General features: G+C 65.7%; 27 protein-coding genes. 13 read left to right on the top strand and 14 right to left on the bottom strand.

All coding sequences use genetic code 11. From position 1 onward, the window contains the following. The first annotated feature begins 143 nt into the window (after positions 1-143). Positions 144-539: a cytochrome c-550 CycA gene (gene cycA / locus BBTA_RS07700; protein WP_041750453.1), complete on the top strand. Its 396-nt coding sequence runs from the start codon at positions 144-146 to the stop codon at positions 537-539. Positions 540-651: 112 nt separating this feature from the next. Here cycA and BBTA_RS07695 read toward each other — a convergent pair whose 3' ends face one another. After that, the gene (locus BBTA_RS07695) at positions 652-1,611 is read right to left on the bottom strand and encodes an alpha/beta fold hydrolase (protein ID WP_012041903.1); all 960 of its coding nucleotides are present in this window, start codon (positions 1,609-1,611) and stop codon (positions 652-654) included. 252 nt (positions 1,612-1,863) lie between these two features. On the opposite strand from BBTA_RS07695, the gene BBTA_RS07690 reads away from it, so the two are divergent. Beyond that, positions 1,864-2,046, top strand: coding sequence for a hypothetical protein (locus BBTA_RS07690; protein ID WP_012041902.1), 183 nt, complete (start codon positions 1,864-1,866; stop codon positions 2,044-2,046). Between the two features lie 34 nt (positions 2,047-2,080). Here the strand turns inward: BBTA_RS07690 and BBTA_RS07685 are convergent, their stop codons facing one another. The 3 genes from BBTA_RS07685 to ykgO all read right to left on the bottom strand — a co-directional run bounded on the left by BBTA_RS07685 (position 2,081) and on the right by ykgO (position 3,291). Continuing rightward, positions 2,081-2,329 carry a hypothetical protein gene (locus BBTA_RS07685; RefSeq protein ID WP_012041901.1) on the bottom strand — a complete coding sequence of 83 codons (249 nt, stop codon included), beginning with the start codon at positions 2,327-2,329 and terminating at the stop codon, positions 2,081-2,083. Between the two features lie 121 nt (positions 2,330-2,450). Beyond that, a complete protein-coding gene (locus tag BBTA_RS07680) occupies positions 2,451-3,080 on the bottom strand; it encodes a tetratricopeptide repeat protein (RefSeq protein ID WP_041750452.1) in 630 nt (209 codons plus the stop codon). Between the two features lie 85 nt (positions 3,081-3,165). Continuing rightward, positions 3,166-3,291 carry a type B 50S ribosomal protein L36 gene (gene ykgO / locus BBTA_RS07675; protein ID WP_006611362.1) on the bottom strand — a complete coding sequence of 42 codons (126 nt, stop codon included), beginning with the start codon at positions 3,289-3,291 and terminating at the stop codon, positions 3,166-3,168. Positions 3,292-3,562: 271 nt separating this feature from the next. Here ykgO and BBTA_RS07670 point away from each other — a divergent pair, with 271 nt between their 5' ends. The 3 genes from BBTA_RS07670 (at position 3,563) to BBTA_RS07660 (ending at position 5,740) form a co-directional block, all read left to right on the top strand. After that, positions 3,563-4,447 (top strand): 4-hydroxyphenyl-beta-ketoacyl-CoA hydrolase, encoded by an 885-nt coding sequence (locus BBTA_RS07670; RefSeq protein WP_009028889.1) that lies wholly within the window; start codon positions 3,563-3,565, stop codon positions 4,445-4,447. 89 nt (positions 4,448-4,536) lie between these two features. Continuing rightward, positions 4,537-5,283: a haloacid dehalogenase type II gene (locus BBTA_RS07665; RefSeq protein ID WP_041751323.1), complete on the top strand. Its 747-nt coding sequence runs from the start codon at positions 4,537-4,539 to the stop codon at positions 5,281-5,283. After that, the gene (locus tag BBTA_RS07660) at positions 5,273-5,740 is read left to right on the top strand and encodes a YbaK/EbsC family protein (RefSeq protein ID WP_012041898.1); all 468 of its coding nucleotides are present in this window, start codon (positions 5,273-5,275) and stop codon (positions 5,738-5,740) included. The genes BBTA_RS07665 and BBTA_RS07660 overlap by 11 nt, the downstream gene beginning before the upstream one ends. A gap of 23 nt (positions 5,741-5,763) precedes the next feature. Here BBTA_RS07660 and BBTA_RS07655 read toward each other — a convergent pair whose 3' ends face one another. Then, positions 5,764-6,672, bottom strand: a complete 909-nt coding sequence (locus BBTA_RS07655) for a LysR family transcriptional regulator (RefSeq protein ID WP_012041897.1) — start codon at positions 6,670-6,672, stop codon at positions 5,764-5,766. A gap of 127 nt (positions 6,673-6,799) precedes the next feature. Here BBTA_RS07655 and BBTA_RS07650 point away from each other — a divergent pair, with 127 nt between their 5' ends. The 3 genes from BBTA_RS07650 (at position 6,800) to BBTA_RS40670 (ending at position 8,380) form a co-directional block, all read left to right on the top strand. Then, positions 6,800-7,498, top strand: a complete 699-nt coding sequence (locus tag BBTA_RS07650) for a pirin family protein (RefSeq protein WP_012041896.1) — start codon at positions 6,800-6,802, stop codon at positions 7,496-7,498. A 36-nt stretch (positions 7,499-7,534) separates the two neighbouring features. After that, complete coding sequence (wrbA, locus tag BBTA_RS07645; protein ID WP_012041895.1) at positions 7,535-8,134, top strand: NAD(P)H:quinone oxidoreductase; 600 nt, start codon at positions 7,535-7,537, stop codon at positions 8,132-8,134. A 78-nt stretch (positions 8,135-8,212) separates the two neighbouring features. Beyond that, the gene (locus BBTA_RS40670; protein ID WP_012041894.1) at positions 8,213-8,380 is read left to right on the top strand and encodes a hypothetical protein; all 168 of its coding nucleotides are present in this window, start codon (positions 8,213-8,215) and stop codon (positions 8,378-8,380) included. Here BBTA_RS40670 and BBTA_RS07640 read toward each other — a convergent pair. The 5 genes from BBTA_RS07640 to BBTA_RS07620 form a co-directional block, all read right to left on the bottom strand. Next, positions 8,367-8,966 (bottom strand): DUF1080 domain-containing protein, encoded by a 600-nt coding sequence (locus tag BBTA_RS07640; RefSeq protein ID WP_041750451.1) that lies wholly within the window; start codon positions 8,964-8,966, stop codon positions 8,367-8,369. The two genes, BBTA_RS40670 and BBTA_RS07640, sit on opposite strands and share 14 nt — an antisense overlap. A 97-nt stretch (positions 8,967-9,063) precedes the next feature. Beyond that, a complete protein-coding gene (locus BBTA_RS07635; RefSeq protein WP_012041892.1) occupies positions 9,064-9,924 on the bottom strand; it encodes a D-amino-acid transaminase in 861 nt (286 codons plus the stop codon). Positions 9,925-10,047: 123 nt separating this feature from the next. Further along, positions 10,048-11,430 (bottom strand): M20 family metallopeptidase, encoded by a 1,383-nt coding sequence (locus BBTA_RS07630; protein ID WP_012041891.1) that lies wholly within the window; start codon positions 11,428-11,430, stop codon positions 10,048-10,050. Positions 11,431-12,262: 832 nt separating this feature from the next. Continuing rightward, entirely contained in the window at positions 12,263-13,927 is a 1,665-nt protein-coding gene (locus BBTA_RS07625) for a thiamine pyrophosphate-binding protein (RefSeq protein WP_012041890.1), read from the bottom strand. 147 nt (positions 13,928-14,074) lie between these two features. Further along, complete coding sequence (locus tag BBTA_RS07620; RefSeq protein WP_041751322.1) at positions 14,075-15,199, bottom strand: alkene reductase; 1,125 nt, start codon at positions 15,197-15,199, stop codon at positions 14,075-14,077. 99 nt (positions 15,200-15,298) lie between these two features. On the opposite strand from BBTA_RS07620, the gene BBTA_RS07615 reads away from it, so the two are divergent. Further along, on the top strand, positions 15,299-15,685 hold the full coding sequence (locus BBTA_RS07615; RefSeq protein ID WP_012041888.1) for a winged helix-turn-helix domain-containing protein: 387 nt from the start codon (positions 15,299-15,301) through the stop codon (positions 15,683-15,685). Between the two features lie 147 nt (positions 15,686-15,832). Beyond that, positions 15,833-16,684 carry an SDR family oxidoreductase gene (locus tag BBTA_RS07610; protein ID WP_012041887.1) on the top strand — a complete coding sequence of 284 codons (852 nt, stop codon included), beginning with the start codon at positions 15,833-15,835 and terminating at the stop codon, positions 16,682-16,684. A gap of 13 nt (positions 16,685-16,697) precedes the next feature. Here the strand turns inward: BBTA_RS07610 and BBTA_RS07605 are convergent, their stop codons facing one another. The 4 genes from BBTA_RS07605 to BBTA_RS07590 all read right to left on the bottom strand — a co-directional run bounded on the left by BBTA_RS07605 (position 16,698) and on the right by BBTA_RS07590 (position 20,234). Then, a complete protein-coding gene (locus BBTA_RS07605; protein WP_012041886.1) occupies positions 16,698-17,894 on the bottom strand; it encodes a hypothetical protein in 1,197 nt (398 codons plus the stop codon). Further along, positions 17,894-18,898, bottom strand: coding sequence for a hypothetical protein (locus BBTA_RS07600; RefSeq protein WP_012041885.1), 1,005 nt, complete (start codon positions 18,896-18,898; stop codon positions 17,894-17,896). Before BBTA_RS07600 ends, BBTA_RS07605 begins: the two co-directional genes overlap by 1 nt. Positions 18,899-19,207: 309 nt before the next feature. Further along, positions 19,208-19,483, bottom strand: a complete 276-nt coding sequence (locus tag BBTA_RS07595) for a YiaA/YiaB family inner membrane protein (RefSeq protein WP_012041884.1) — start codon at positions 19,481-19,483, stop codon at positions 19,208-19,210. A 52-nt stretch (positions 19,484-19,535) separates the two neighbouring features. After that, a complete protein-coding gene (locus BBTA_RS07590; protein WP_012041883.1) occupies positions 19,536-20,234 on the bottom strand; it encodes a PspA/IM30 family protein in 699 nt (232 codons plus the stop codon). A 101-nt stretch (positions 20,235-20,335) separates the two neighbouring features. Between BBTA_RS07590 and BBTA_RS07585 the strand changes: the two genes are divergently transcribed. From BBTA_RS07585 to BBTA_RS07575, 3 genes are all read left to right on the top strand, one after another. Next, complete coding sequence (locus BBTA_RS07585) at positions 20,336-20,962, top strand: TetR/AcrR family transcriptional regulator (protein ID WP_012041882.1); 627 nt, start codon at positions 20,336-20,338, stop codon at positions 20,960-20,962. Between the two features lie 339 nt (positions 20,963-21,301). Further along, complete coding sequence (locus BBTA_RS07580; protein WP_041750450.1) at positions 21,302-22,942, top strand: ABC transporter substrate-binding protein; 1,641 nt, start codon at positions 21,302-21,304, stop codon at positions 22,940-22,942. Positions 22,943-23,128: 186 nt separating this feature from the next. Then, entirely contained in the window at positions 23,129-24,271 is a 1,143-nt protein-coding gene (locus BBTA_RS07575) for a helix-turn-helix domain-containing protein (RefSeq protein WP_012041880.1), read from the top strand.

Here is a 24,271-nt window from a genome sequence, read left to right as displayed (position 1 = left end):
CAAGCCGGGTTTCACTGTTTGCTGCCGCGCAAACAAGCCGACGATAATGCTGAACCGGAAGGGGACGAGCGACTTGTGTGAGGGCGGAGGCCATGCAACAAACCTCCGTACAAACCTTGTCTCGTAACCACAGAGCCTGATCCATGAAGAAACTGACTTTGACTGCGCTCGTCGTTATTGCCTCGTCGTCGGTGGCCTCTGCCGCGCTGGCGCAGGATGCCGCCGCAGGCAAGACCGCCTTTAACAAGTGCCTGCCCTGCCATGCGATCGGCGAAGGTGCGAAGAACAAGGTGGGCCCGGAACTCAACGGCCTCGACGGCCGCAAATCGGGCACTGTGCCGGACTACAACTATTCAGATGCGAACAAGAACTCGGGCATCACCTGGAACGAAGCCGTGTTCAAGGAATACATCAAGGACCCGAAGGCCAAGATCCCGGGCACCAAGATGACCTTCGCCGGCATCAAGAGCGAGAACGAGATCAACAACCTGTGGGCGTATGTGTCGTCCTTCGACAAGGACGGCAAGCAGAAGCAGTAATGGGCTGCTCCCGACCGGTTAAAGAGGATTCGAGCCCCGGCGTCCCGCCGGGGCTTTTTCTTGGGCCAGTTCCTCGGGCATTTCGTGGGCCACGTGCTTGACCAGCCCCCGGTCACGGCGTGGCCGCTTCGGCCGGCGCCACCGCCGCGACAAGGCGCTCGACCTCGCTGGCCACCAGATCGGGCACCGCATTCTGGACCATATGCCCCAGCCCGGGCAGTACGATCAGCCGCGTCTGGGAGATCGCCTGGGCAAGCGGACGGGAATGGATGGCGGTGGAGACGGTGGTGTCGGCGTCACCTGCCACGATGGTCACGGGCACCCGGATCTCGCTGTAGCGCGCCGCCTGCTCGGTCACCGACTGCTTCAGGGTGACGAGATCGCGCGCATTGGCGATGAATTCTTGCGGCCGCAACAGCAGCGGCGTTGCCGTCCGGTCCACGAAATCGTCCGGCATCTGCTGCGGCGCGAACACGCCGCGCGCCCCTGAAGCCATCAGCGCAAGGCCGAGCGGCAGGGTGATCGTGTGGGCCAGCAGCGGCCCAACCACCGGGGTCGTCACCGCCGCATTGTACTGGCCCACCCCACCGCGCCAGGGATAGGCGACCGGGGCCAGCATCACGAGCCCGGCCACCCGCTCGGGAAAGTCGAGCGCCATGCGCAAGCCGAGCGCCCCGCTCCAGGAGTGAACGACCAGGATCACCGGACCGATCCCCGCCCGGGCCAACGCCTCGTCCAGCATGCGGGCCTGCGCGGCAGGGGTGGAATCCTCGCTCCGCTCGCGCGGGCTCCAGCCGTGCCCGGGGCGGTCGACCAGCAGCACCCGATGCCGCTGCGCCAGCAGATCGCCCAGCGGCCTGCGCATCGCCTCCAGGTTTGAACTGGCGCCGTGGATCAGCAAAAGCGGCGGCCTTTGGCCGTCGCGGGGGCCGATATCCACAAGATTGATAGTTGCACCGTTAACAGGGATCGCCTGCCCTTGCGGCGGATAACGCCTTTCGACGATCGCCACACCGGCCCGCGTGGCGAGCGCCAGCGCCCCCATCGCACCCACGATTGCTATTGAAATCATTAGGTTTTTTCTGCGTGTCACCCGCTAGATACGGCGCCGCTTGGAGAGAGTTGCGCGAAGGACGGCACAATCTCACGTGCGGTCAAGCCGATTCCGTCATCATGGCGTCGTCGGCCTTTTTATAACCATGGTCGGGACTTTTCCTCGCAATCGGCCAATGGCCATGAATTACTTGCGGTCAAGTCAGGTCCCGCTGCGCACAGCAACGATGACCAGCCCTGCGTTAGTTTGTAGTTTTGGGAGGGGGTAACAATGAGTTTCCGTTCGAGCGAGGCAGCCATCGACGAGATCGTCGCCAGCTGCAATGGCGATCTCCGTGGTGCGCTGAAGGCCCTGCTGCTGGTCAACGAGCATCTCGAGGCCGAGATCGCGCAGCTTTATGCTGCCGCCGTCCAATACGGCCTGCCGGAGCGCCGCAGCACCGCTTTCCACTGACGGACCGACCCGGCTTCGCCGGATCTTGGGCCGATCAATCCTCGGACGTGATGTCCTTGTTCGGACACGCGTTAATGGTCGATCGCGCCAGCTTGGCGTCGTCCAGCGACTTGAATGGCCCGGATGCGAACCAGATGTCACCCATGATCGTGACGACTGGGTTGCTAGTCACGATTTCGCACTTGTTGGTAGCACGGTTGCCGACCACCCAGAACCTGTCCTCGGCCCAGGCGGCCGTTGCCACTGCCATCACCAGCGCTGCCGTCAGCACCGTACGGATCATTGCGCCCTCTCCTGCCGACCGGTCTCGGTCAAGCGGCAGTTAGGCTCGCGCGGGGTCAGCAGCAAGGCTGCCGATTCCGACACGGTTAATCGCACATTGAACGGGCGGGTCGATCGAACGGCTAGATATCGCGGCCTTCGACCTTTTCGGTCAGGGTCTTGACCAGGTCAGGCACCTTCTCCAGGTGAGGATTGACGTCGAGCGCCTTGCGGAAGGCATCCAGCGCCCGCTTCTCCTCGCCGAGATCCTGCATGATCATACCGAGGCCGGCCAGCGCGCCGAAATGCCGCGGCTCCCGCAGCAGCACCTGCTGGATGTCAGCGAGCGAGCGACCGTAGTCATTCTGCAGGTAATAGATTGTGGCGCGCCGGTTCCAAGCCTCGACATAATCGGGCCGGAGCTTGATGACGGAATCGAGCAGCTTCAGCGCCACCTCATTCTGCCGCGCATCCATCGCGGCCTTCGAGCGTGACATCAGCAAGGCGACGGTGTCGCTCGGGGTTTGCAGCCAGATTGCCCAGATCCGCGCTTCGACGTGCTTGGCGCTGACGTCATCCGGGGCCGCCTTGAGCGCGCCGAACAGGAAATCGAGCCCCTTGGTCTTATCGGCCCCGACCTTCGGCAGCTTGGCAGGAGCCTCGGGCGGTTTCGGCTTGACCCCCGCGCGAGGTTCAGCCTGCGCCTGCGCGAGGTGCGGCACCAAGATGACGACAGCGGCCAGCAGAGCCGCCCAGGAAGATCGTTTTGCCATGCACCAAGTCTAAACGCAGACAGCGCGTCCTGCAAAGCAGCACGCGCGTCAAAGGCCTGTGAGCAGGCGGCGCAGGCGACCGGAATCAGCCCTGGCGGGCCTTGAAGCGGCGCTGGACCTTGTTGATCACATAGACGCGGCCCTTGCGGCGAACCAGACGGTTGGCGCGATGGCGGCCACGCAGCGACTTCAGCGAGTTACGGACCTTCATGGGACATCCTGATGCGTTTGAAAGGCCGTGTTTGACAGGCCGAAAGTGGCAAATAGGAATGGATTTCCGCAAGCGACCAAGTCGCCCGGACTGGCCGGTTTCTAACCACCGGCCGGCCGGATGTCAATGATGGCAAGCCCGGCTTCAACAGCGACGGCCTACCATAGCCCAGACCGAGGCAGACAGTCCGGATGCCGATTTGGCGATTGCCAAATTTGTTATATCGTATAATCAATTTTCCAAAGCCAAGAACCAACCGCCGGGAACGCCCATGCCCAAGCTCGCTCTGCCCAAGATCGACGACGTCGTCGCCATCGACATCCACACCCATGCCGAGGAGCCCTGCGGCATGCATGCGGATGACGGCTACGACGATTTCCAGGCCCAGATGGCCGACTACTTCAAGTCGCCGCACAAGCATCCGCCGACCGTACCGGAGACGGCGGCCTATTACCGCTCCAAGAACATCGCCGCGGTGATCTTTCCGGTCGATGCCGAGCGCGAGACCGGCTTCCGCCGCTACAACAATTACGAGATGCTCGAAGTCGCCTCCGACCATCTCGATGTGCTGATCCCCTTCGTCAGCATCGATCCGCACAAGGGCAAGCTCGGCGTGCGCGAGGCGCGCAAGCTGATCGAGGAGTATGGCGTCCGCGGTTTCAAGTTCCACCCGACGATGCAGGGCTTCTACGCCAACGATCGCCTCGCTTATCCGCTCTACGAGGCCATCAATGATGGCGGCGCGATCGCGCTGTTCCACACCGGCCAGACCGGCGTCGGCTCGGGCATGCCGGGCGGCATGGGCATGCGTCTGAAATATTCCAACCCGATGTACATGGACGACGTCGCGGCCGACTTCCCCGACCTCAAGATCATTCTCGCGCACCCCTCCTTTCCCTGGCAGGAGGAGGCGCTGTCGGTCGCGACCCACAAGCCGAACGTCTATATCGACCTCTCGGGCTGGTCGCCGAAATATTTCCCGCCGATCCTGGTGCGTTACATCAACTCGATTCTGCAGGACAAGATGCTGTTCGGCTCGGACTGGCCGGTGATCACACCGGATCGCTGGCTGGCCGACTTCGCCAAGCTCGACATCCGCGAGGAGATCCGGCCGAAGGTCCTGAAGGCCAACGCGCGCAAACTGCTTGGCATCTGACAGCGCTCCTCAGCGAGGATCGTGCTATCATCCGCAGGCGCGGTGGCCATCAGCCATCGCGCCTGTTTCTTTATGACCAGGTGAGCGCCGTGCCATTCAAAGCTGTGGTCTTTGACGCCTATGGCACGCTGTACGACATCCAGTCGGTGGCGGCCGTCACCGAACAGGCCTTCCCCGGCCATGGCGACATCATCACCCAGATCTGGCGCATCAAGCAGCTCGAATACACGTGGCTGCGCTCGCTGATGCAGCGCTACGAGGATTTTGCCGTCGTCACCCGCGACTCGCTGATCTACACGCTGCGCATTCTCGGGCTTCCCGCTGATGCAGCCACGCTGGACCGCATCATCGCCAAGTACCTCGATCTGGATCCCTATCCCGACGCACGGGCCGCGCTTGCAGCGATGAAGCCTCACCGGCTTGCGACCCTCTCCAACGGCAGCCCCGCGATGCTCGGCGCGCTGGTCAAGGCCAGCGGTTTCGACACGCTGCTCGACGCCGTCATCAGCGTCGATGCGCGCCAGATCTTCAAGCCGAGCCCAGAGGCCTATGCGCTGATTGAGCAGACGCTCGGCCTGGCGCCGTCCGATGTGCTGTTCGTGTCGTCCAATCCGTGGGACGTGTGCGGCGCCAAGGCCTTTGGATTGAGCGTCGCCTGGATCGAGCGTGTCACGCCGCAGGCCATGGCTGCAGCCTGCATCAAGACCGAGTTGGTGGCGCCGCTGACCCTGTTCAAGGCGCTGCGCACCCAGATGGACGAGTTGGGTTTTGCGCCCGATTATCGTATTGCTGCGCTGTCCGACCTGCCTGAGATCGCAAGCCAGCATGAGCCTTGAATCCGTCCGCGCCTTCTTCGCCGAAAAAGCCCCCGACATCGACGTCCTCGTTTCCAGCCAGAGCTCCGCCACCGTGGCGCTCGCTGCGGAAGCCTATGGCGTGGAGCCTGCCCGCATCGCCAAGACACTCTCGCTTCGCGTCGGCGACCGCGTCATCCTGATCGTCGCCGCCGGTCACGCGCGGATGGACAACAAGAAGGTCAAGGCGCTGTTCGGCGGCAAGCCGAAGATGCTCGGCCTCGACGAGGTCGCCGACATCACCGGACACGAGGTCGGCGGCGTCTGCCCGTTCGGCTTGAAGTCCCCGCTGCCGGTGTATTGCGACGTCTCGCTGAAGGCCTTCGACATCGTCGTACCGGCCGCGGGCTCGACGCACAGCGCGGTGAAGATTACGCCGGACCGCATGGCGGAGCTGACGGGAGCCGAATGGGTCGACGTCTGCGAGGTGCAGTCCTGATCGGCTGACGTCGGCCGGCGCGATCATCGCTTCTTCCCCCTTGCGAGCTCCTTGACCAGAAACTCCGTCAGCACCTCAACCCGCGCCGGCCTCGGGCCACCGGGCGGCATCACCAGATGCATCGCGCCTTCGGGCTGACTCCAACCTTTGAGAATCACCTCGACCTCGCCCGAGGCGATCGCATCAGCGATGATGAAATCAGGCAGGTCGGCGATCCCAAGACCCGCGATCACCGCTGGCAGCACCGCCTCGCCATTGTTGACGCGCAGCTGTCCCGCTGGCCGCACACTGGCCTGCTCGCCGGCCGCGTTGCTGTAGTGCCAGACGCCGGCGGTGGAGAGATAGGCGTAGCCGAAGCATTTGTGCTCGGCGAGATGCATCGGATGCGTCGGCCGTCCGTGCCGCTTCAGATAAGACGGCGCCGCCACCGTATAGCGCGGCATCGGACAGAGCCGGCGCGCGACCAGTGACGAGTCCGGCAGCCGCGCGATGCGCAGCGCGAGATCGAATCCCTCTCCGATCAGATCGACGGTCGCGTCGCTCATATGCAGGTCGATCGACACCTCCGGATATTGCTCGAGAAAGGCCGGCAGCAGCGGTGCGATCTTCTTCACACCGAAGGTCATCGGCACCGCGAAACGCACCAGCCCGCGCGGCGTCAGCGACTGCGCCAGCGCCTCAGTCTCCGCCGCCTCGCCATCGGCGAGCAGCTGCGCGGCCCGCTCCGACAGGCGCTGCCCGGCATCGGTCAGCGCCAGCCGGCGCGAGGTGCGGTTGAACAACCGGGTGCCCAGCCGCTCCTCCAGCCGGCTCACGGCCTTCGACACCGACGCCTTGGACAGGCTCAGCTCCTGGGCGGCGCCGGCGAAGGAGCGCAGTTCGACGACCTTGGCGAAGATCGCCATCGCCTCGAAATCGGGAAGTCGCGCCATCGGCATGGTCTCATTTTTAGAAACAATAGGTTTCAATAGTTTCTATTTATATACCCAGCCTCCCAGCCTATTCCAAGGCCCAACAGCACGGCGGCGCGCGGCCGGCGTACGACAACGGAGCAAACCCATGATCGAACTGAAGCCCTTTGCGGCGCTGGGCGGCGCCGACCACGGCTGGCTGAAGGCCAAGCACCATTTCTCGTTCGCGAACTATTACGACCCCAGCAATATGGGCCACGGCGCGCTGCGGGTGTGGAACGACGACGAGATCGCGCCGAACACCGGCTTCCCGGCGCATCCCCATCGCAACATGGAGATCATCACCTATGTCCGCGAAGGCGCGATCACCCATCAGGACAGCCTCGGCAACAAGGGCCGTACCGAAGCCGGCGACGTCCAGGTGATGAGTGCGGGCAGCGGCATCCGCCACTCCGAATACAATCTCGAGCCGACCACGACGCGCATTTTCCAGATCTGGATCGAGCCCGCCACCGATGGCGGCCAGCCGACCTGGGGCGCCAAGCCGTTTCCGAAGTCCGACCGCTCCGGCAAGCTCGTGACGCTCGCCTCGGGCTTCGCGGACGACACCGACGCCCTGCCGATCCGCGCCCAGGCGCGCGTGCTCGGCACCACGCTGAAGGCCGGCGAAACCGCCGAATACGCGGCCGACAGGGCGCGGCACCTCTATCTCGTGCCGGCCGCCGGCAGCGTCGAAGTCAATGGCGTGCGCGTCAACGCCCGTGACGGCGCCGCTATCCGCGACGAGGCCACGCTGAAGATCACCGCGCTCGAGGATTCCGAGCTCGTGCTGGTCGACGCCGCCTAACCATTTCTGCTCACCCTCATCCCCACGGAGACTGCCATGACCAAAGTTCTCGTTCTCTACTACTCCGCCTACGGCCACATCGAAGCGATGGCCAATGCGGTCGCCGAAGGCGCCCGCGAGGCCGGCGCCACCGTCGACGTCAAGCGCGTGCCGGAGCTGGTGCCCGACGATGTCGCCAAGGCATCGCACTACAAGCTCGACCAGGCCGCCCCGATCGCCAAGATCGAGGAGCTCGCCAACTACGACGCGATCATCGTCGGCACCGGCACGCGCTTCGGCCGCATGGCCTCGCAGATGGCGAACTTCCTCGACCAGGCCGGCGGCCTCTGGGCCAGGGGCGCGCTGAACGGCAAGGTCGGCGGCGCGTTCACCTCGACCGCGACCCAGCATGGCGGCCAGGAGACCACGCTGTTCACGATCATCACCAACCTCTTGCATTTCGGCATGACCATCGTCGGCCTCAATTACGGCTTCGCCGGCCAGATGAAGCTCGATGAGGTCACCGGCGGCTCGCCCTATGGCGCGACCACCATCACCGGCGGTGACGGCAGCCGCCTGCCGAGCGAGAACGAGCTGGCGGGGGCGCGCTATCAGGGCCGCGTGATCGCCGAAACCGCCAAAAAGCTGCATGGCTGATGCGACTGGGGCGGCACTTCCGCAAACGAAGTGCCGCCCCATCTCGCAAATATCGGAAAGTAGGAAAGGGAGTCCGCAATGCCCGCCATGCTCGAACTGATGACGCTGGCCCGTCTGGCCCGCCATCCGCTGCAGATGATGGCGCGCCGCTGGTACTGCAAGAGCCTCTACCGGGCGAGCCGCGGCCAACGCCGCTGCCCGGAATGCTCGGCCGGGACAGCGGCCACGGCCGCTACAGCGGCTTGATCTGCACCTTCTTGAACTTCACGACGCCCGAGCCGTATTGCAGGGCGATCGGCCCCGCCGCATGCTTGCTGTCGTCGACATCGGCGGTCTTCTCGCCGTTGAGGATCACGGTCAGCCGGGTGCCCTTGGCAGTGATCTCGTAGGTATTCCACTTGCCGCCCGCTTTCGGCATCGGATCGACCTTCGCCACGTCGACGATCGCGCCGGTGCCGTATTTCGGATCGGGCCGCTTGTCGAAGATGTTGACCTCGTAGCAGATGTTGGAGTCGATCTTGTCCGACTGGTCGCAGCGGATGAAGATGCCGCTGTTGGCGGCGTCGTCGACCCAGAACTCGGCCTTGATCTGGAAATCCTTGTAGCTGGTCTTGGTGACCAGATAGGACGGATCCTTGCCGTCGAGCTTGTCGGCCGAGAGCGCGCCGTCCTTGGCTGCCCAATTGGCCTTGCCGACCTCGGTGAACTCGACCTTCTTGTCGCCGTCGACCAGCGTCACCCAGCCGTCATCGGCCGACGCCGTCCCGATCCCATTCAACGCGGCGCCCGTCATGACCAGTCCGGCCGCAAGCACGCCCCAGCGATAACGCATCGAAACTCCTCCCTGACATTTTCTGTTGCTTGGCCACGATAGCAAAGCGCCGGACAATGCAAACGAGTTTCGATGCTGCACCTGCTCTGTCGCTGAACTACACCGCCGTCGCCCGGGCAAAATCGACATAGATCTCGCGCAGCCGCGTCGCGACGGGCCCGACCTTGCCGTCGCCGACCGGCTTGCCGTCGATCGAGACCACCGGCTGCACGAACGAGCTCGCGCTGGTGATGAAGGCCTCCTTGGCCGCGAGCGCTTCCGCGACCGTGAACAGCCGCTCCTCGACCTTGAGCTGGCGCTCCTCGGCGAGCTTCACCACCGCCTTGCGGGTACAGCCCGGCAGGATGGCGTTCGAGTTCGGCCGCGTCACGATCACGTCATCCCGGGTCAGGATGAAGGCCGTGGACGAGCCGCCCTCGGTGACGTGACCGTCCTCGACCATCCAAGCCTCGCTCGCGCCGGCGGCGGCAGCCGCCTGCTTGGCCAAGACCTGCGCCAGCAGCGCCACGCTCTTGATGTCGCGCCGCTCCCAGCGGATGTCAGGCACGGTGATGACGGCGATGCCCGCTTTCGCCGAGGGCGCATCGACGATGGTCTTGGCCGTCACGAACATCACCAAGGTCGGCCTGACGTCGCCCTTCGGAAACGGGAAGTCGCGGCCCTTGTCGGCGCCGCGCGTGACCTGCAGATAGACCATGCCCTGGTCGAGCTGGTTGCGCGCAACCAGCTCCTTTTGCAGTTCCTCGATGCGCGCGAGGCTCTCGGGCAATGCCAGCCCGATCTCGCCGACCGAGCGCTCCAGACGGGCGAGATGCGATGCGCTGTCGACGAGCTTGCCGTCGAGCACCGCCGCCACCTCATAGATGCCGTCGGCAAACAGGAAGCCGCGATCGAGGATCGAGACCTTGGCCTCGGACAGGGGCACGAAGGCGCCGTTGACGTAAGCGATGGGCTCCAAGGAAGCATTCTCCTATTGGGTACGACGTCTGCAGAACGAGGTGCTGCAGGATCGTCTCTGGTTCACCTCGCGGTTGGCGAAGAACATCTCACCTGCAGCGAGCGCTCGTGCGCCCATCCCAGCTCACAACGGCTTCCGCAACTCGCCGAGATCCCAGAACAGTCCGGCCATCAGCCCGAGCGCCTCTTCCGTCACATCCAGCAGGATATGCTCGTCCGGCGCATGCTGCGAGCAGCCGGGATAAGAGTGCGGCACCCACATCGTCGGCATCTTCAGCACGTCGGCAAACACGTCGTTGGGCAACGATCCGCCGAAGTTCGGCAGCACCGCGGGCGCCTTGCCGGTGCTCATGCGAATCGAATCGGCGGCCCATGTGATCCAGGGGCTGTCGATGTCGGCGCGCGAGGCCATGAAGCCCTGCGCCTTGCTGACCTCGATCATCGGGAAGCCGTGCGCGGCGAGATGGGTCTTCACATCGTCGACGATGCTGTCGACCTTGGTGCCGACCACGAAGCGCAGTTGCAGCACGGCGCTCGCGCGGCCGGGAATCGCATTCGCCGGCTTGTCGATATTGCCCGAGGAGATCGCCAGCACCTCGAGCGTGTTCCAGGCGTACAGCCGCTCCGCGGGGGAGAGGCCCTCCTCGCCCCAATTGTCCGACAGCGCCGGCTCGTCGGCGGTCGGCTCGACCTTCACGTCGGCGAGGATGGCGCGGATCGCATTGGTGAGGCGCGGCGGCTTCAGCGAGTCGAGCTTGATGCGGCCATGGCCGTCAACCAGCGTCGCAATCGCATTGGCGAGGATGGTGGCGGGATTGGCGAGCACCCCGCCCCAATTGCCGGAGTGATTGCCGCCCTCGCGCAGATTGACGTCGAGATGCAGCCGGATGCCGCCGCGGCAACCGAGAAAGATGGTGGGGCGCGACGTCGACAGCCGCGGGCCGTCCGAGCCGATGAAGACGTCGGCCTTCAAGGCGTCGCGATGCAGGTCGGCCACCTTGGCGAGATCGGGCGAACCGATCTCCTCGCCCATCTCGATGATGAACTTCGCATTGAAGCCGAGCTTGCCGCCGCGGGCCTCGCGCACCGCGCGCAGCGCCGCCATGTTGATGCTGTGCTGGCCCTTGTTGTCGGCGGTGCCGCGGCCATAGAGGCGGTTGCCCGCGGGCGTCACCGCCCATGGATCGCGCCCGTCGCGCCATTCGTCGGCCATGCCATCGACGGTGTCGCCATGGCCATAGCTCAGCACGGTGGGCGCGCTGTCGCTCTCGTGATAGGTCGCAATCAGGAACGGCGCGCGGCCGCTCGGTGAGGGCACGAGTTCGGAGGTGAAACCGAGTGCGGTGAAGGACGGCGTCAGCTCGTCGGTCAGATAGGCCGCGAGTTCGGCCTTGCGATCGGGATTGAGGCTTTCGGTCCGATACGCGACCCGGCGGCCAAGCTCGGCCAGAAAGTCACCGCTCGTCAGGGCCTGACGGGCTCGGGCAATTGCATCAATCCTGGTCATGGCGTTTTTCCAGTCACAACAACGCCGGGGTCATATCGGGATCATGTCGCGAGCGGAAGAGGCTCGCTTTGAATTCAGTGATATCAGCCACGTCCCGGATTCCGGAACCTCGCAGAGATCGATCATGCGCGGGTGTCGACATATATGCGATGACTCTCGCGGCGCGCTGGGCGTCCGAGGCCTGCCGGTGCGGTGCCCTCGCAACGACGGAGGGCGCGGGGAATGCCGGGTGAAGGCCTCACCCATGGCCCGCAAGCTATAGACAAAAAAGCAGGCGGCAGTCACCACAGGTGCAGCCGGACTCCGGCATTCCCCGCGCGACGGTGTTCACGTGTATAGCGCGCTCTTGGGGACCGGCTTGATAGCCACCGTCGCCAGCGGGATCATCACCCGCCGACTTGGCGCCAGCATCGGGGCGCCGGGATCAGACGCCTTTACGTCCGCCACCTGCCGTTCGTCGGCGCGGGTCTCCCCACGCTGCGGCACGTCAGCGGCCATCGCTCCCCGCGCCGCGTGTCGTCACGATCGCGATGCGCCCCTCCGTATCGAGGCGGGATTTCGGAAACAGAGCGCGTCTTCGGATATTCGAAAATTGTTCCTGGGCCGTTCCTCGTGAGGACCTCATTCCGGGACATCCAAGGGCGGGACCGCGAAGCCGTTCTGCACTTGGATGAGCCCGGAATCCATAACCACGGACCGTCACGAGGAAACACGGCAGGTCATGCCCAGTTCGCATCACGACATCCGCCTGTGAGTATGGATTCCGGGCTCACGCGGGTCGTAGACCCGCGTGCCCCGGAATGACGACGGCGGGGAGGAAACGGCGTTCCCTTCAATTCACCGCATTGCTCACCATTACCTCGATCAGCTTGGCGCCGGGCCGCCGGAATGCGTCCGTGAGCACAGGCTGCAGCTCACTGGGATCGCTGATGCGCAGTGCCTCGCAGCCGAGCGAGCGAGCCAGCCCGGCAAAATCCACCGCCGGGTCAGCGAAATCCATGCCGATGTAGTTGTCATCGCCGTGGAACGACAACAGCCGCTGCTTGATGATGCGGTAGCCGCCATTATTGACGATGACCACCGAGAGCGGCAGCTTGTGATGGGCCGCGGTCCACAGCGCCTGGATCGAATACATCGCACTGCCGTCGCCGGAATAGCACACCACCGGACGGTCGGGATTGGCGAGGCTGACGCCGACCGCGGCCGGCAGGCCCCAGCCGATGCCGCCCGAGGCGAGGCCGTGATAATTGTAGCGGTCGCGATAGGGAAACAGCGCCGTCATGTAGCGTGCCGAGGTCAGGCCCTCGTCGACCAGGATGCCGTGCTCCGGCATGGCCTGCGCGACCTGCAAGGCCAGATAGTCGGGATCGATCGGCATCCGCTCGCGCGCCGTCTCGATCTGCGCCGCGAGCGTGCGGCGGCGCGCGCTCCAGTTCTTCGATGCCAGCTCAGCGGTGCGCGCCTGCGCCGTGGCCTGCAGGGCCGCACCGCCGCGCTCGCGTAGCAGCGGCGTCAGTTGCAGCAGCGTCTCGCGGACATCGGCCTTGATCGCGATCTCCGCGCCAAAATTCTTGCCCAGTTCCCAATCGACGAGGCCGATCTGCACGATCGCCAGGCCGTCGGGCAGCGGTTCGATCTCGCTGTGCACGGACATCCGCAACGGATCAGCACCGAGCACGATCATGAGGTCATGCGGCGCCAGGAGATCCCGCACCTGCTTCTGGATGCGCGACAGCGAGCCGATATAGCAGGGATGCTCGGAGAGAAAATGCGCGCCATAGGGCGCAGATTGCTGATGCACCGGCGCGCCCAGCGCGGACGCAAAATCCGCCGCGGCTTGCAGCGCGTCGCTCTTGACGATCTCGTCGCCGGTGATGATCACCGGCCGCTGCGCCCGCAGGATGCGCTGTGCCAGCGCCTGCAAAGCATCAGCGGACGGCCGCACCCGCGCATCGACCCGCGTGCTGCGGCCGAGGTCGATACCGGCCTCGGCGTTGAGGATATCGCCGGGCAGCGAAATGAACACCGGCCCGGTCGGCGGCGTGGTCGCGACCTTGGCGGCGCGCCTGACGATGCGCGGCAGATCCTCGAGCCTCGTCACCTCGACCGCCCATTTCACCAGCGGCTCGGCCATGCGCACCAGCGGGCCATAGAGCAGCGGCTCCATCAGGCCATGGCCCTGCTCCTGCTGGCCGGCGGTGAGGATCATCGGCGTGCCGGTGAACTGCGCGTTGTAGAGCGATCCCATCGCATTGCCGAGGCCGGGCGCGACATGGACGTTGCAGGCGACCAGCCGTCCCGAGGCGCGGCTGAAGCCGTCGGCCATCGCCACCACCAGGCTCTCCTGCATCGCCATGACGTAGGTCAGATCCGGATGGTCCTTGAGCGCGTGCATGATCGGCAATTCGGTGGTGCCGGGATTGCCGAACAGATGCGTGATGCCCTCGTCCTTGAGCAGCGCCAGGAAGGCCGAGCGTCCGGTGGTGCGGTTCTTCATGATGAGGTTTCCTCCGGGCGCGGTCTTGATTGTTAACGTGAGCTCTCTCCCCGTCATGGCGAGCGAAGCGAAGCAATCCAGGGCGGCGCACGCGACTCTGGATTGCTTCGTCGCTACGCTCCTCGCAATGACGGCACAGCGAGCGAGCTATGCCGTTACCGTCGCGTCATACACTGGATAATCCGTGTAGCCCTTCTCCTCGCCGCCATAGAAGGTCGGGCGGTGATAGGGCGTCAGCGGCCAGCCGTGCTGCAGACGTGTCGGCAGATCCGGATTCGAGATGAAATAGCGACCGAAGGCGATCGCATCGGCATGGCCCGCCTTGATCGCCGCTTCCGCCGGCTCGCCGGTGAAGCCGCCGGCGCCGATCAGCACGCCCTTCCAGACCGGCCGGAACAGCTGAATCGCCGACGGCACGTTCTGCCAGTTGACGTCGGCGCGGCCGGCGCCGGAGGAGCGCGGCTCGATCAGGTGCAGATAGGCGATGCCGAGCTTGTTGAGGGCCTCGATCGCGTAAGTGTAGAGCGGCATCGGCTCGGCCTCGCCGGAGCCGTTGGCGATGCCATAGGGCGACAGCCGCACACCGACCTTGCCGGCACCGCAGGCATCGATCACGGCTTCCGTCACCTCGAGCAGGAAGCGGCAACGGTTTTCGATCGAGCCGCCATAGCGATCGGTACGCTGGTTGCTGCGGGTCTGCAGGAACTGCTCGATCAGATAGCCGTTCGCACCATGCACCTCGACGCCGTCGAAGCCCGCCGCCATCGCGTTGCGTGCCGCCTGGCCATAGGCGGCGACCAGGCCGGGGATCTCCTCGGTCGCGAGTGCGCGCGGCGTCTCGTAGGCGGCGGCCTTGCCGTCCGCGGTCATCGCCTTGAGATCGTCGCCGATTGCGATCGCCGAGGGCGCCACCGGCAGCGCGCCGCCGGGCTGGAACGAGGAATGCGAGACACGGCCGACATGCCAGAGCTGCAGGAAAATGAGTCCGCCCTTGGCGTGGACCGCGTCCACGATCTGTTTCCACCCCGCAACCTGCGCCGCGCTGTAGATGCCCGGCACATTCGGGCTGCCCGTGCCGGTCGGCAGCACTGGCGACGCCTCGGCGATGATCAGCCCGCCCGGCGTGGCGCGTTGCGCGTAATAGTCGACGTTGAGCTGCCGCGGCGCCAGCGTCGCTCTGTCGGCGCGCATGCGGGTCAGCGGCGCCATCACGACGCGATGCTTGAGGTGATAGGGACCGATCGTGAGCGGCGAAAACAGCGCAGGCAGCATTTCTCCCCCGGAGTCGTTGTGATTGTCGATTGCGGTCATCTTGTTCGCAAAACACGATGGTGGCAATGTCCGCCCGACTTCTGTGCGAGCAGACCCTCCATGCCGAAACCGAACGCCCTTCCCTCCCTCAGCCTGCGCATCGACCTCGATGACGGCAGCCGCATCGGGCCGGGCAAGATCGCGCTGTTGGAGCATATCGAGAAGCACGGCTCGATCTCGGCGGCCGGCCGCGCCATGGACATGTCCTACAAGCGCGCCTGGGACCTCGTCGACGAGATCAACCGGGTGTGCCGGCAGCCGGCGGTGGCGCGGCAGACCGGCGGCAAGAATGGCGGCGGCGCGGCGCTGACCGCGTTCGGCGCGCAGCTGGTCGAACGGTACCGCCGCATCGAGCGCGATGCGGCCTCCGCGGTCAGGAAGGATCTCGCGGCGCTGCGCAGCGACATCGCAAGACCGAGAAAGACCCGCGGCAAGGCCGCGTCGTAACCGTTCCACCCCGATCGCGCGCGGACGCAACCGGACCGATGCGCTCCGCGTTGCAGCCGCGAACACCTGTCATGCCCTGGGCCGCATGATCTTGCGGCCGCGTCCAAACGTCTTAGACCATCCCTGTGTCCTGCCGGAGAACCGCTTGTGCCCCATCCCGCCTTGTCTGCCGACCACACCGCCGTCGTCACCGGAGGCGCCTCCGGCATCGGCCTTGCCGCCGCGGGGCGCTTCGCCGCTCTCGGCATGAACGTCTGCATCGCCGATGTCGACGATGCCCGACTGCACGCGGCGGCCGCGAAGCTCGCCCCTTTGGCCAAACGCGGCGAGGCCATCATGACCGCCAAGGTGGATGTCAGCCGGCGCGACAGCGTGGTCGATCTCGAAGCCAAGGTACGGCAGCGGTTCGGCGCGGTCGACGTGCTGATGAACAATGCCGGCATCCAGCCGGGCAGCAAGATGTTCGGCCCGGAGGACAATTGGCAGCGCATCCTCGGCGTCAATCTCTGGGGCATCATCCACGGCTCGCAGGTGTTCGCGCCTGATATGATCGCGCAAGGGACGCCCGCGCTGATCATCAACACGGGCTCCAAGCAGGGCATCACCACGCCGCCGGGCGATCCCGCCTACAATGTCTCCAAGGCCGGTGTGAAGGCGTTCACCGAGGCGCTGCAGCACGAATTGCGCAACACGCCGAACTGCAAGGTCACGGCGCATCTGTTCATCCCCGGCTTCGTGTTCACCCCGCTCACCGCCAATGGCCGGGTCGAGAAGCCCGCCGGCGCGTGGACGCCGGAGCAGACGGTCGACGTCATGCTGGACCGCGTCTCGGCCGGGGACTTCTACGTGCTGTGCCCGGACAATGACGTGCCGCGCGCGCTCGATGAGCGGCGTATCCTGTGGGCTGCCGGCGACATCGTCGAGAACCGGCCGCCACTGTCGCGGTGGCATGCCGATTACGCGGATGCATTCGCGGCCTTCGTCAAGCAATCGTCCTGAGACGGTGTGCCGATCAGGACGCCTCCGGCGCCTGCACCAGCAGGCGCCGCACCAGCGCCAGCGCGGTCTCCGTGGCCGGATCGGCTGAGATCACGGACACCGCCAGCACGATGAGGTCGACCGGATCATGCGACAGCACGATCACATGCGTCGCATGGCGCGCTGTCATCAGCGCCACCATGCGCTCGACAGCGGGATCGGTCGCAGCCAGCCCCCAGGGCGCGTCAGCCCGGCGCAGCACGCGCCGCGCGGCGAGAAAGTCGCGTAGCAGCGGCGGATCATAGGCCGCGAGGTCCGCCTCCCGATAGCGTCGCGCGCTCTCGAAGATCGGCTGGCGCGCGAGCTCGACGATCAGCGCGTCGCGCGTGGTGGCGGCCGATGCGCCGATGGAATCGAGCACGCCCGGCTGCCGGGCCTCCAACACCGCGCGCAACGCGTCGCCCATCAGGCCGATCGCAAGCACGCCCGCCACCGCCACTGCGCAATGGCGCATGAGCTGGGCCGCATCGACATCCGCCGACAAGGCGGCTGCGGCGGCGCCGAGCAAGGCCGCCCCGACGATCCGCAGCACGGTGAGCAGCACGCCTTGGCGCTGCGTCTCGTCATTCGCACCGGCGATCAGGATCGCGGTGACCGCGAGCAGCGCGCCGAGCGCGCCGAGCCGCACCGGCATGTCCGGCGCCAGCACGCGGAAATCGGTGATGATGAAGGGAATGACGAGGACCGCGCCGAAGGCGACGCGGTCGATGGCGCGGTTCTCCCAGGCGAGCAGGTCGGCGCGACCGCGTCCGATCAGCAACACCGCGCAGACGGCAAAGCCGGCGAGCTGAAATGCCGAGAGCATGGCGGTGTGGACATTTTCGAGCTCGACCGGGCCAAGCGCCCCGGCCAGTGCGAGCACCCCGCCGCCGACCAAAGCGGCCACCTTGAGCCGGCGATGCGCATGCCGGCGCAGCAGGCCTTCCGTGACGATGAGCGCGCCGAGCGGGATCAGCGCCGCCGGAATCAGCGAGATGCGGTCGAGCGTGCTGTTGTCCGTCCACCAGGCGATGCCGCGCAACAGGAACAGGGACGCCACCAGCGCCAGCAGCGCGACGAGACGGGCCGTCTGCGGTCCCCTGGGGTCGCGCCGGTGCAGCATCACGGCGGCCACCGCAAGCCCGATGGCGCCGCACAGATTGACGACGGAATCGGCGACGACGCTCGGCATCATGATGCGGTCCCGCCCGACGGGAGGCGCGGACGCAGCGTGCCGAACGGACGCTTGTCGTCGAACCAATGCAGCAGCGGCAGGATCATCCGCTGCAGCGCCAGCACGGCCGACGCCGCCAGCAGGGCCGGCAGCGAGCCGGAGGGAATTTCGCGCAGGAGATAGCGGCGGGCGGCGGCGAGATCGATGCGCCCGAGCTGCAGCAGATCGTCGCCCCTGGCGTAGTCCAGCTCGCGCGCGCAATAGCCGTTGTAGAGATCGTCGCGGTGCTTGGGCGCATCGTCGAAGGTCTTCTTCAACGCATCCGAACCGCCAGTATAGGCATTGGTGATGACGAAGCGCGTCTCGTCGAAGCCGGCGTCTTCACCGACGCCGAACACCGCCCGGTGCGCCCGCATGATGCCGCGCGCGAGCTGAAGATGCGCGAAGCTCTGCCGCGCCTGCGGCAGCGGCGAGGGATAGACGTCGGAGAAGGTCTCGCAGACCATGCCGGCCACCGCCGGCACCTGCGTGACGTTCGAGATCCATTTCGGGCGCAGGCCGTCACGGATGAACAGCAGCAACGTGGTGAGGCCGTAGAGCACGCCGGACAGCCCTTTGCCCCGCGCCTGCGGATCGACCATGACCAGCCCGAGATGGATCACCTCCTGGGTGTCGCCGTCGCGCGCGACCTGCATCACCGCCAGCGCATTGAAGGCGATCGGCTGGCCGCTGGTCGCATCGGACACCAGCGTCACGATCGACCGGGCGAGCGCCTCGCGCCGACCGGAGAATAATCCATAGGTCAGATCGCCGGCAGGCAGCGTCTTGCCGGCCACAATGCGGAGGTCGGCAACGAGCGCGGCCAGCGCCGCGTCGTCCAAGGTCGTGCCCGGGCTCTCGACGATCCGCGTGCGCAGATCCGCATGCGTCCGCAGCGACAGGTCCATCGCCTCCTGTCCCAGCGCTGTCACCCAGAAGCCGATATTGCGTCTGATACGCCTGGCTGCTGCGACGATGCTCATTCCTTCATCCCACCAGCTCGACACGATGCGCTCGCCGGCATTGCGCCCTGCACGACTAGCCTGCCGCCGTTAATTCGTGATCATGACGCGGGACGGAGCGTCGGCAAGGTAAATGCCGCTTGAACGGGCGCGCGCCCCTAGAACGACATGGATGCCCGGGCCTTCCCGCCGCAGCGGCCTCGGCCGCGCCGGCGGGACTGAGCCCGGGCATCAGGACCAATCATTGAAGGCCGTCTCTCTGCAGCAGGCCATGTGTCGCGTGATGCGAGCGTCCTGCTGCAGGCCGCTAAGGAGAAGAGGGCCGGCGGCTCACGCCGCCTTCGACACCTCCATCAGCAGGCGCTCGGCGCGGGCGTCCTCAATGCGGTTGACGAGCTTGCTGCTCTCGTGGCGGTCGCGCAGCGTCTTGGTCAGAGTGACGCAGGTCTGCACCAGCATGACGATGCCCATCGTCAAATAGCCCTTCATCCAGAGATCGATCGGCATGAAGAACACGCCGAGTGCGACGAGGAAGGCGGACGCAGAGAACGAGACGTAAGAGAAAGTGACGAAGGCACCGCTATGGGGCTGGGCGTTCTGGTTCATGATCGGCTCCTATTGATGAGAGAGATGGTTGGATCGGTTGGTTGGGACGTAATCAGTTGGCCGGAGCGGTGCGGCCGGCCTTCAGCCGCGCCAGCACGTCATCGGCGGTGGTCTTGATGCGCGGGCCAAAGCCCTGTTCGGCAAGCTTTTCGGCCGTGGTGATCGGCCCCGTCGCGGCGTCCAGCTCCATCAGCGCCTCGTCAGCGGCCTGTGCCTCCATCTGCCGCTCGCGCAGCCGCTTCAAGGTCGCTTCGGCTTCCGGCAGCGTACATTCATAGGGCCGCGCCGCCTCGATGCCGCCGCGGCGCAGATTGCGCACGGCCTCTGCGGCACGCGCGATGCGCCGGCCCCGATCAAGCTCGGCGATGCGCGCCTCGGCGCCCGCCACATGCTTCTTCAGCCGGGTGATCTCGGTGGCGAACAGCGCCCGTGCCGTCTTGGCTGCATCGCGCTCGGCCTCCAGACCCGCGATCGCCTGCGCCGCCTCGCGGGCCAGATCCTCGCGACCGCCATCGAGCGCGGCGGTGGCGCGCACCTCGAGATCGGCAATCCGCGTCAAGGTCGCTTCGAGGCGCCTGCCCTCCTGCTGGTCCTGCGCAATCGCCAGCGCCAGCGCCCGCTTGCTGCGCTCGACGGCAGCGGCGGCGTCACGCATCTGCTGATCCAGGATCACCAGCGCGGTCCGATCCTGCAGCTCCTCTTCCGCCACGGCGACGGTGCCCCGAAACAGCGTCAGAACAGTCTTGAACATTGTGAACTCCCTGCTATGAGCATCGCTCATGAGATTGTTCTAGCGCAATCATGAGCACCGCTCAAGAACTATTTGAGCGGCGCTCAGAGAAATGGTGAACGATGTCTAAAACCTTGGAACGACGCGCCAAGCAGCGCGAAGCCCTGATCGAGGCGGCCGAGCGGGCGATCGCCGCGAAGGGCCTGTCCGGCCTGAAGACGCGTGATCTGGCCCAGGAGATCGGCGTCGCCAACGGCGCCGTCTACAACCTCGTCGCCGATGTCGACGAGCTGGTGCTGATGGTCGGCTCGCGCACCCTGGCCCGTCTCGACGCCGAGCTGTCGGCGGCCGAGAGCGCCGGCTCGCCTGGCCCGGAGGCCGCTTTGGTGCGCATCGCAGTCGCCTATTGTGATTTCGCCGCCCACAATCTCGAATTATGGCGCGCGCTGTTCGAGCATCGCATGGCGGCCGAGAAGACCCTTCCCGATTGGGCGATCGCGGATCAGATGCATCTGTTCCGCCACATTCACCAGCCGCTCGCGGCGCTGTTTCCGCAGCAATCATTCGACGAGATCAGCGTGATGGCGCGCAGCCTGTTCTCGGCCGTCCATGGCATGGTCGCACTCGGGCTGGAGCAGAAGCTGATTGCCGTGCCGCTCGCTTTGCTCCGCGAGCAGATCGCGACCATGGTGAAGGCGATGGTCTCCGGCCTGGTGGCCAATTCTGCCGAGCAGCGATCATCCCCTTAAGATGACGGTCTGACACAATCCGACGTCACGTCCGTCTGCCCCGACATATTGATGTCCCAACAGGGCACAGGCTTCATCCGAGTTCGGCCAAACTCGACGAAGACGACAAACTACTGCCGCATTGGCTCGTGAGGATTATGATTATGGCTCGCACGAGCGATCGTGCGGGATCCTGACGACGATCAACAACTAGCAGCGATCGGCGATGTGAGGGCGGAAGGATATGCGCAACTCAGCGCAGGGCCGCCGCTTCATGGGCCTGCAGCATCGGTGATGCGCAACCCGCGATCCAACAACAAACTCCAGTGACGGCAGGACGCACGACCCAAGGGGGAATTCGTGAGACATTTGCACGCGCAGAACAATGACCAGGAAGATCCGCCGTTTCCGCCAAACTTCGACGATGCACGGCCCCCTTTGCGCGATCAAAACTGGCGCAGCGAGCACGAGCGACCGCGGCCGTCGGAGTTCATTTCGCGCCTGGGCATGCAGGAGGTTCCCTCGCCGCCACGCGAGCGGCGATCCATCGGCTGGATCAGCCTGCTGGCCATTCTCGCCTTTGCGGCAGCCGCCGGTTATGCCGCGACCAAGCTGCCGGCCCATTGGGTCGGAGTGATCACCGCCGACAGTCGCGCGGCTTCCTCGGTCACCGCTGCGGTCCCGCCAGCGCCGGCCCCATTGCCGCCAGCCGCCGCACCATCGCCGGATGTTCCGGCAACGGGGACGACCGCAAGCGTCGCTCCTGCGCCGGCCGCAGATGCGAGCACGCGGCTGCGCGAGGAGGACCATCGGCCCAAATTCGATTCACGGGTGGCCAACGCCGTCCCGGCTCCGCGGGAGGCGGCGACTCAGTCATCGGTGCAGGGCGTGACCGACACCGAGATTCGCTTCGGCATGGCGGCGCCATTCTCCGGTCCGGCCAGGGAGATGGGCCATCAGCTCAAGCTGGGGGTCGACCTCGCCTTCGCTCAGGCCAATGACGAGGGCGGCGTGCATGGCCGACAGCTCAAGCTCGTCACCGCCGACGACGCCTACGAGCCGAACCGTACGCTGAACGCGATGAAGGAGCTCTATGAGCAGCAGAAAGTGTTCGGCTTCGTGGAGAATTACGGCAGTCCGACCGCGCTGATCTCCGTCCCTTTCGCGCTTGAACGTCATGCGCTCTATTTCGGCGCCTTCAGCGGTGCGCCCTCGTTGCGGCGCGACCCGCCCGACCGCTACGTCTTCAACTACCGGGCAGGCTATGCCGAGGAAGCCGACGCCATCGTGCACTATCTGGTCAGGAACCGGCGCCTGCGTCCGCAGGACATCGGCGTTCTCACCCAGCAGGACGCCTATGGCGAGGCCGGCTGGGAGGGCGTCACCAAGGCGATGCGCACGCTGCGCGGCGGCGTCCCCGGCGAAGTGTTTCGGATGAGCTACAATCGCAACACCGTCAATGTCGACGAAGCCATTGCGCAATTGCGCCGGCAGCGCCCGGCCATCAAGGCCGTCGTGCTGGTCGCCACGTTCCGCGCGGCGGCGAAGTTCATCGAGAAGACCCGCGACCTCTATCCCGACATGATCTATGCCACGATCTCGGGCGTGGGCAGCACGGGCCTCGCCAGCGAGCTGATGGTGCTCGGGCCGCATTACGCGGACGGTGTCATCTGCACGCAGGTCACGCCGGCGGTGGACGGCTACGCCACGGTCACGATGAAATACAAGAACGCGCTCGCCAAGTACTTCCCGGGAGAGCCGGCGGACTATTCCTCGCTCGAGGCCTATCTCACCGCGAGCATCCTGATCGAAGGGCTGCGGCGCGCCGGCCCCGCCCTCGATACCGAATCGCTGGTGAACGTGCTGGAGAGCATGCAGAACTACGAACTCGGGCTCGGTCCGAAAGTGAGCTTCGGCCCATCCGACCATCAGGCTCTGCACAAGGTCTGGGGCACCCAGCTCGACAAGTCCGGCCAGTATCACGCCATCGATCTGGAGTGAGCGGGGGCCGATCCCTCCGTGATCGAGCAAGCATGATCGATCAACCGACGCTGGGCGCGACTGCTACAGATGATCCTGCGCTTGCCGCATCGGAATACGATGTCGGCCGCCGCAGACATCCAGCGGGGCTTGTTGGCCGCACGCTCAGGATGCAGTATCTCTCTGCTGAAGCGGGGCTCGCATCACGTGCACGACATCGGTCTCACGGCGCTGGATCTCGGGCTGCGTGGTGCGGCCAGCGGCCTGTTCACGATGATGGTGCTCGTTCTGATCAGGCTCCGCCCGGCCAATCCCCATGCCGTGCTCGGCCTGGTGATGTCGGCCGGCGGCGCCGGCTTTGCGATCGCGACCGCGCCGTTCATTCCGACCTCCACATTCTGGTGGACGCTGCCGCTGCTGTCGGCGCAGCCGGTCGTGTTCTGGCTATGGGCACGCGCCGCCTTCGACGACGATTTCGCGCTCCGGCCCTGGCATGGCGCGGTCTGGCTCGCCGTGGTCGTGCTGGGCTTCACAGCCTCGCTGAGCTGGCCGATATGGCCGGCTGTGACCAAGGCCTGCGCCAAGGGCCTGTCGGTCCTCGCGCTCGCGTTCGCGCTGCTCGCCATCCTCCAGACGGTGACGACCTGGCGCGACGATCTGGTCGCGCGACGACGGCTGCTGCGCATGGCAGTCGTGATCCTGAATCTCGGCTTCATTACCTTCGTCGCCGGCCCCGCCCTGCTGCCGCTGCCCGGCGCCGTGCTCGGCGCGGCGGCCAATAGCGGCGGCCTCGGCAGCTTCATCGTCGCATTCACGCTGTGCATCCTGGCAATGCTGGCGAGTTGGAACCTGTTCGGCGCCAACGCGGTTGCGGCATTGCCGACGCCAGCAGTGGTGGCAGCCAGCGTGGTCGATCCGCCGCAGGACACAGAGCCTGGATTGAGCGAGCGGCCGGCGGTCGCGCCGCTGCTGCTGCGCCGGCTCGATCATCTCATGCGGGTGGAGCGCATCTATCGGCAGGAGGGACTGTCGATCGGCGGGCTGGCCGCCCAGCTCAACGTGCCTGAATATCGGTTGCGGCAGGCGATCAATGAGGGGCTCGGCCATCGCAACTTCAGCGCGTTTCTGAATCGCTACCGGCTCGACGACGCCAAGGCGGCATTGTCGGATCCAGGCCAGCGCGACGTGCCGATCCTGACGATCGCGATCGACGCCGGCTTCCAGTCGATCGGTCCATTCAACCGCGCCTTCAAGGCCGCCACGGCGATGACGCCGAGCGAATTTCGCCGGCAGGCCCTCGTGGCGACGGCCACGGAGACCGAGAATCGCAGAATTCGGCAAGCCGATTGA

It is taken from the genome of Bradyrhizobium sp. BTAi1, from assembly GCF_000015165.1.
In the GTDB taxonomy this organism is placed as follows: Bacteria; Pseudomonadota; Alphaproteobacteria; order Rhizobiales; family Xanthobacteraceae; genus Bradyrhizobium; species Bradyrhizobium denitrificans.
Note: the sequence above shows the minus strand (reverse complement) of the source record. Positions and strands in the feature narration are given on the sequence as shown.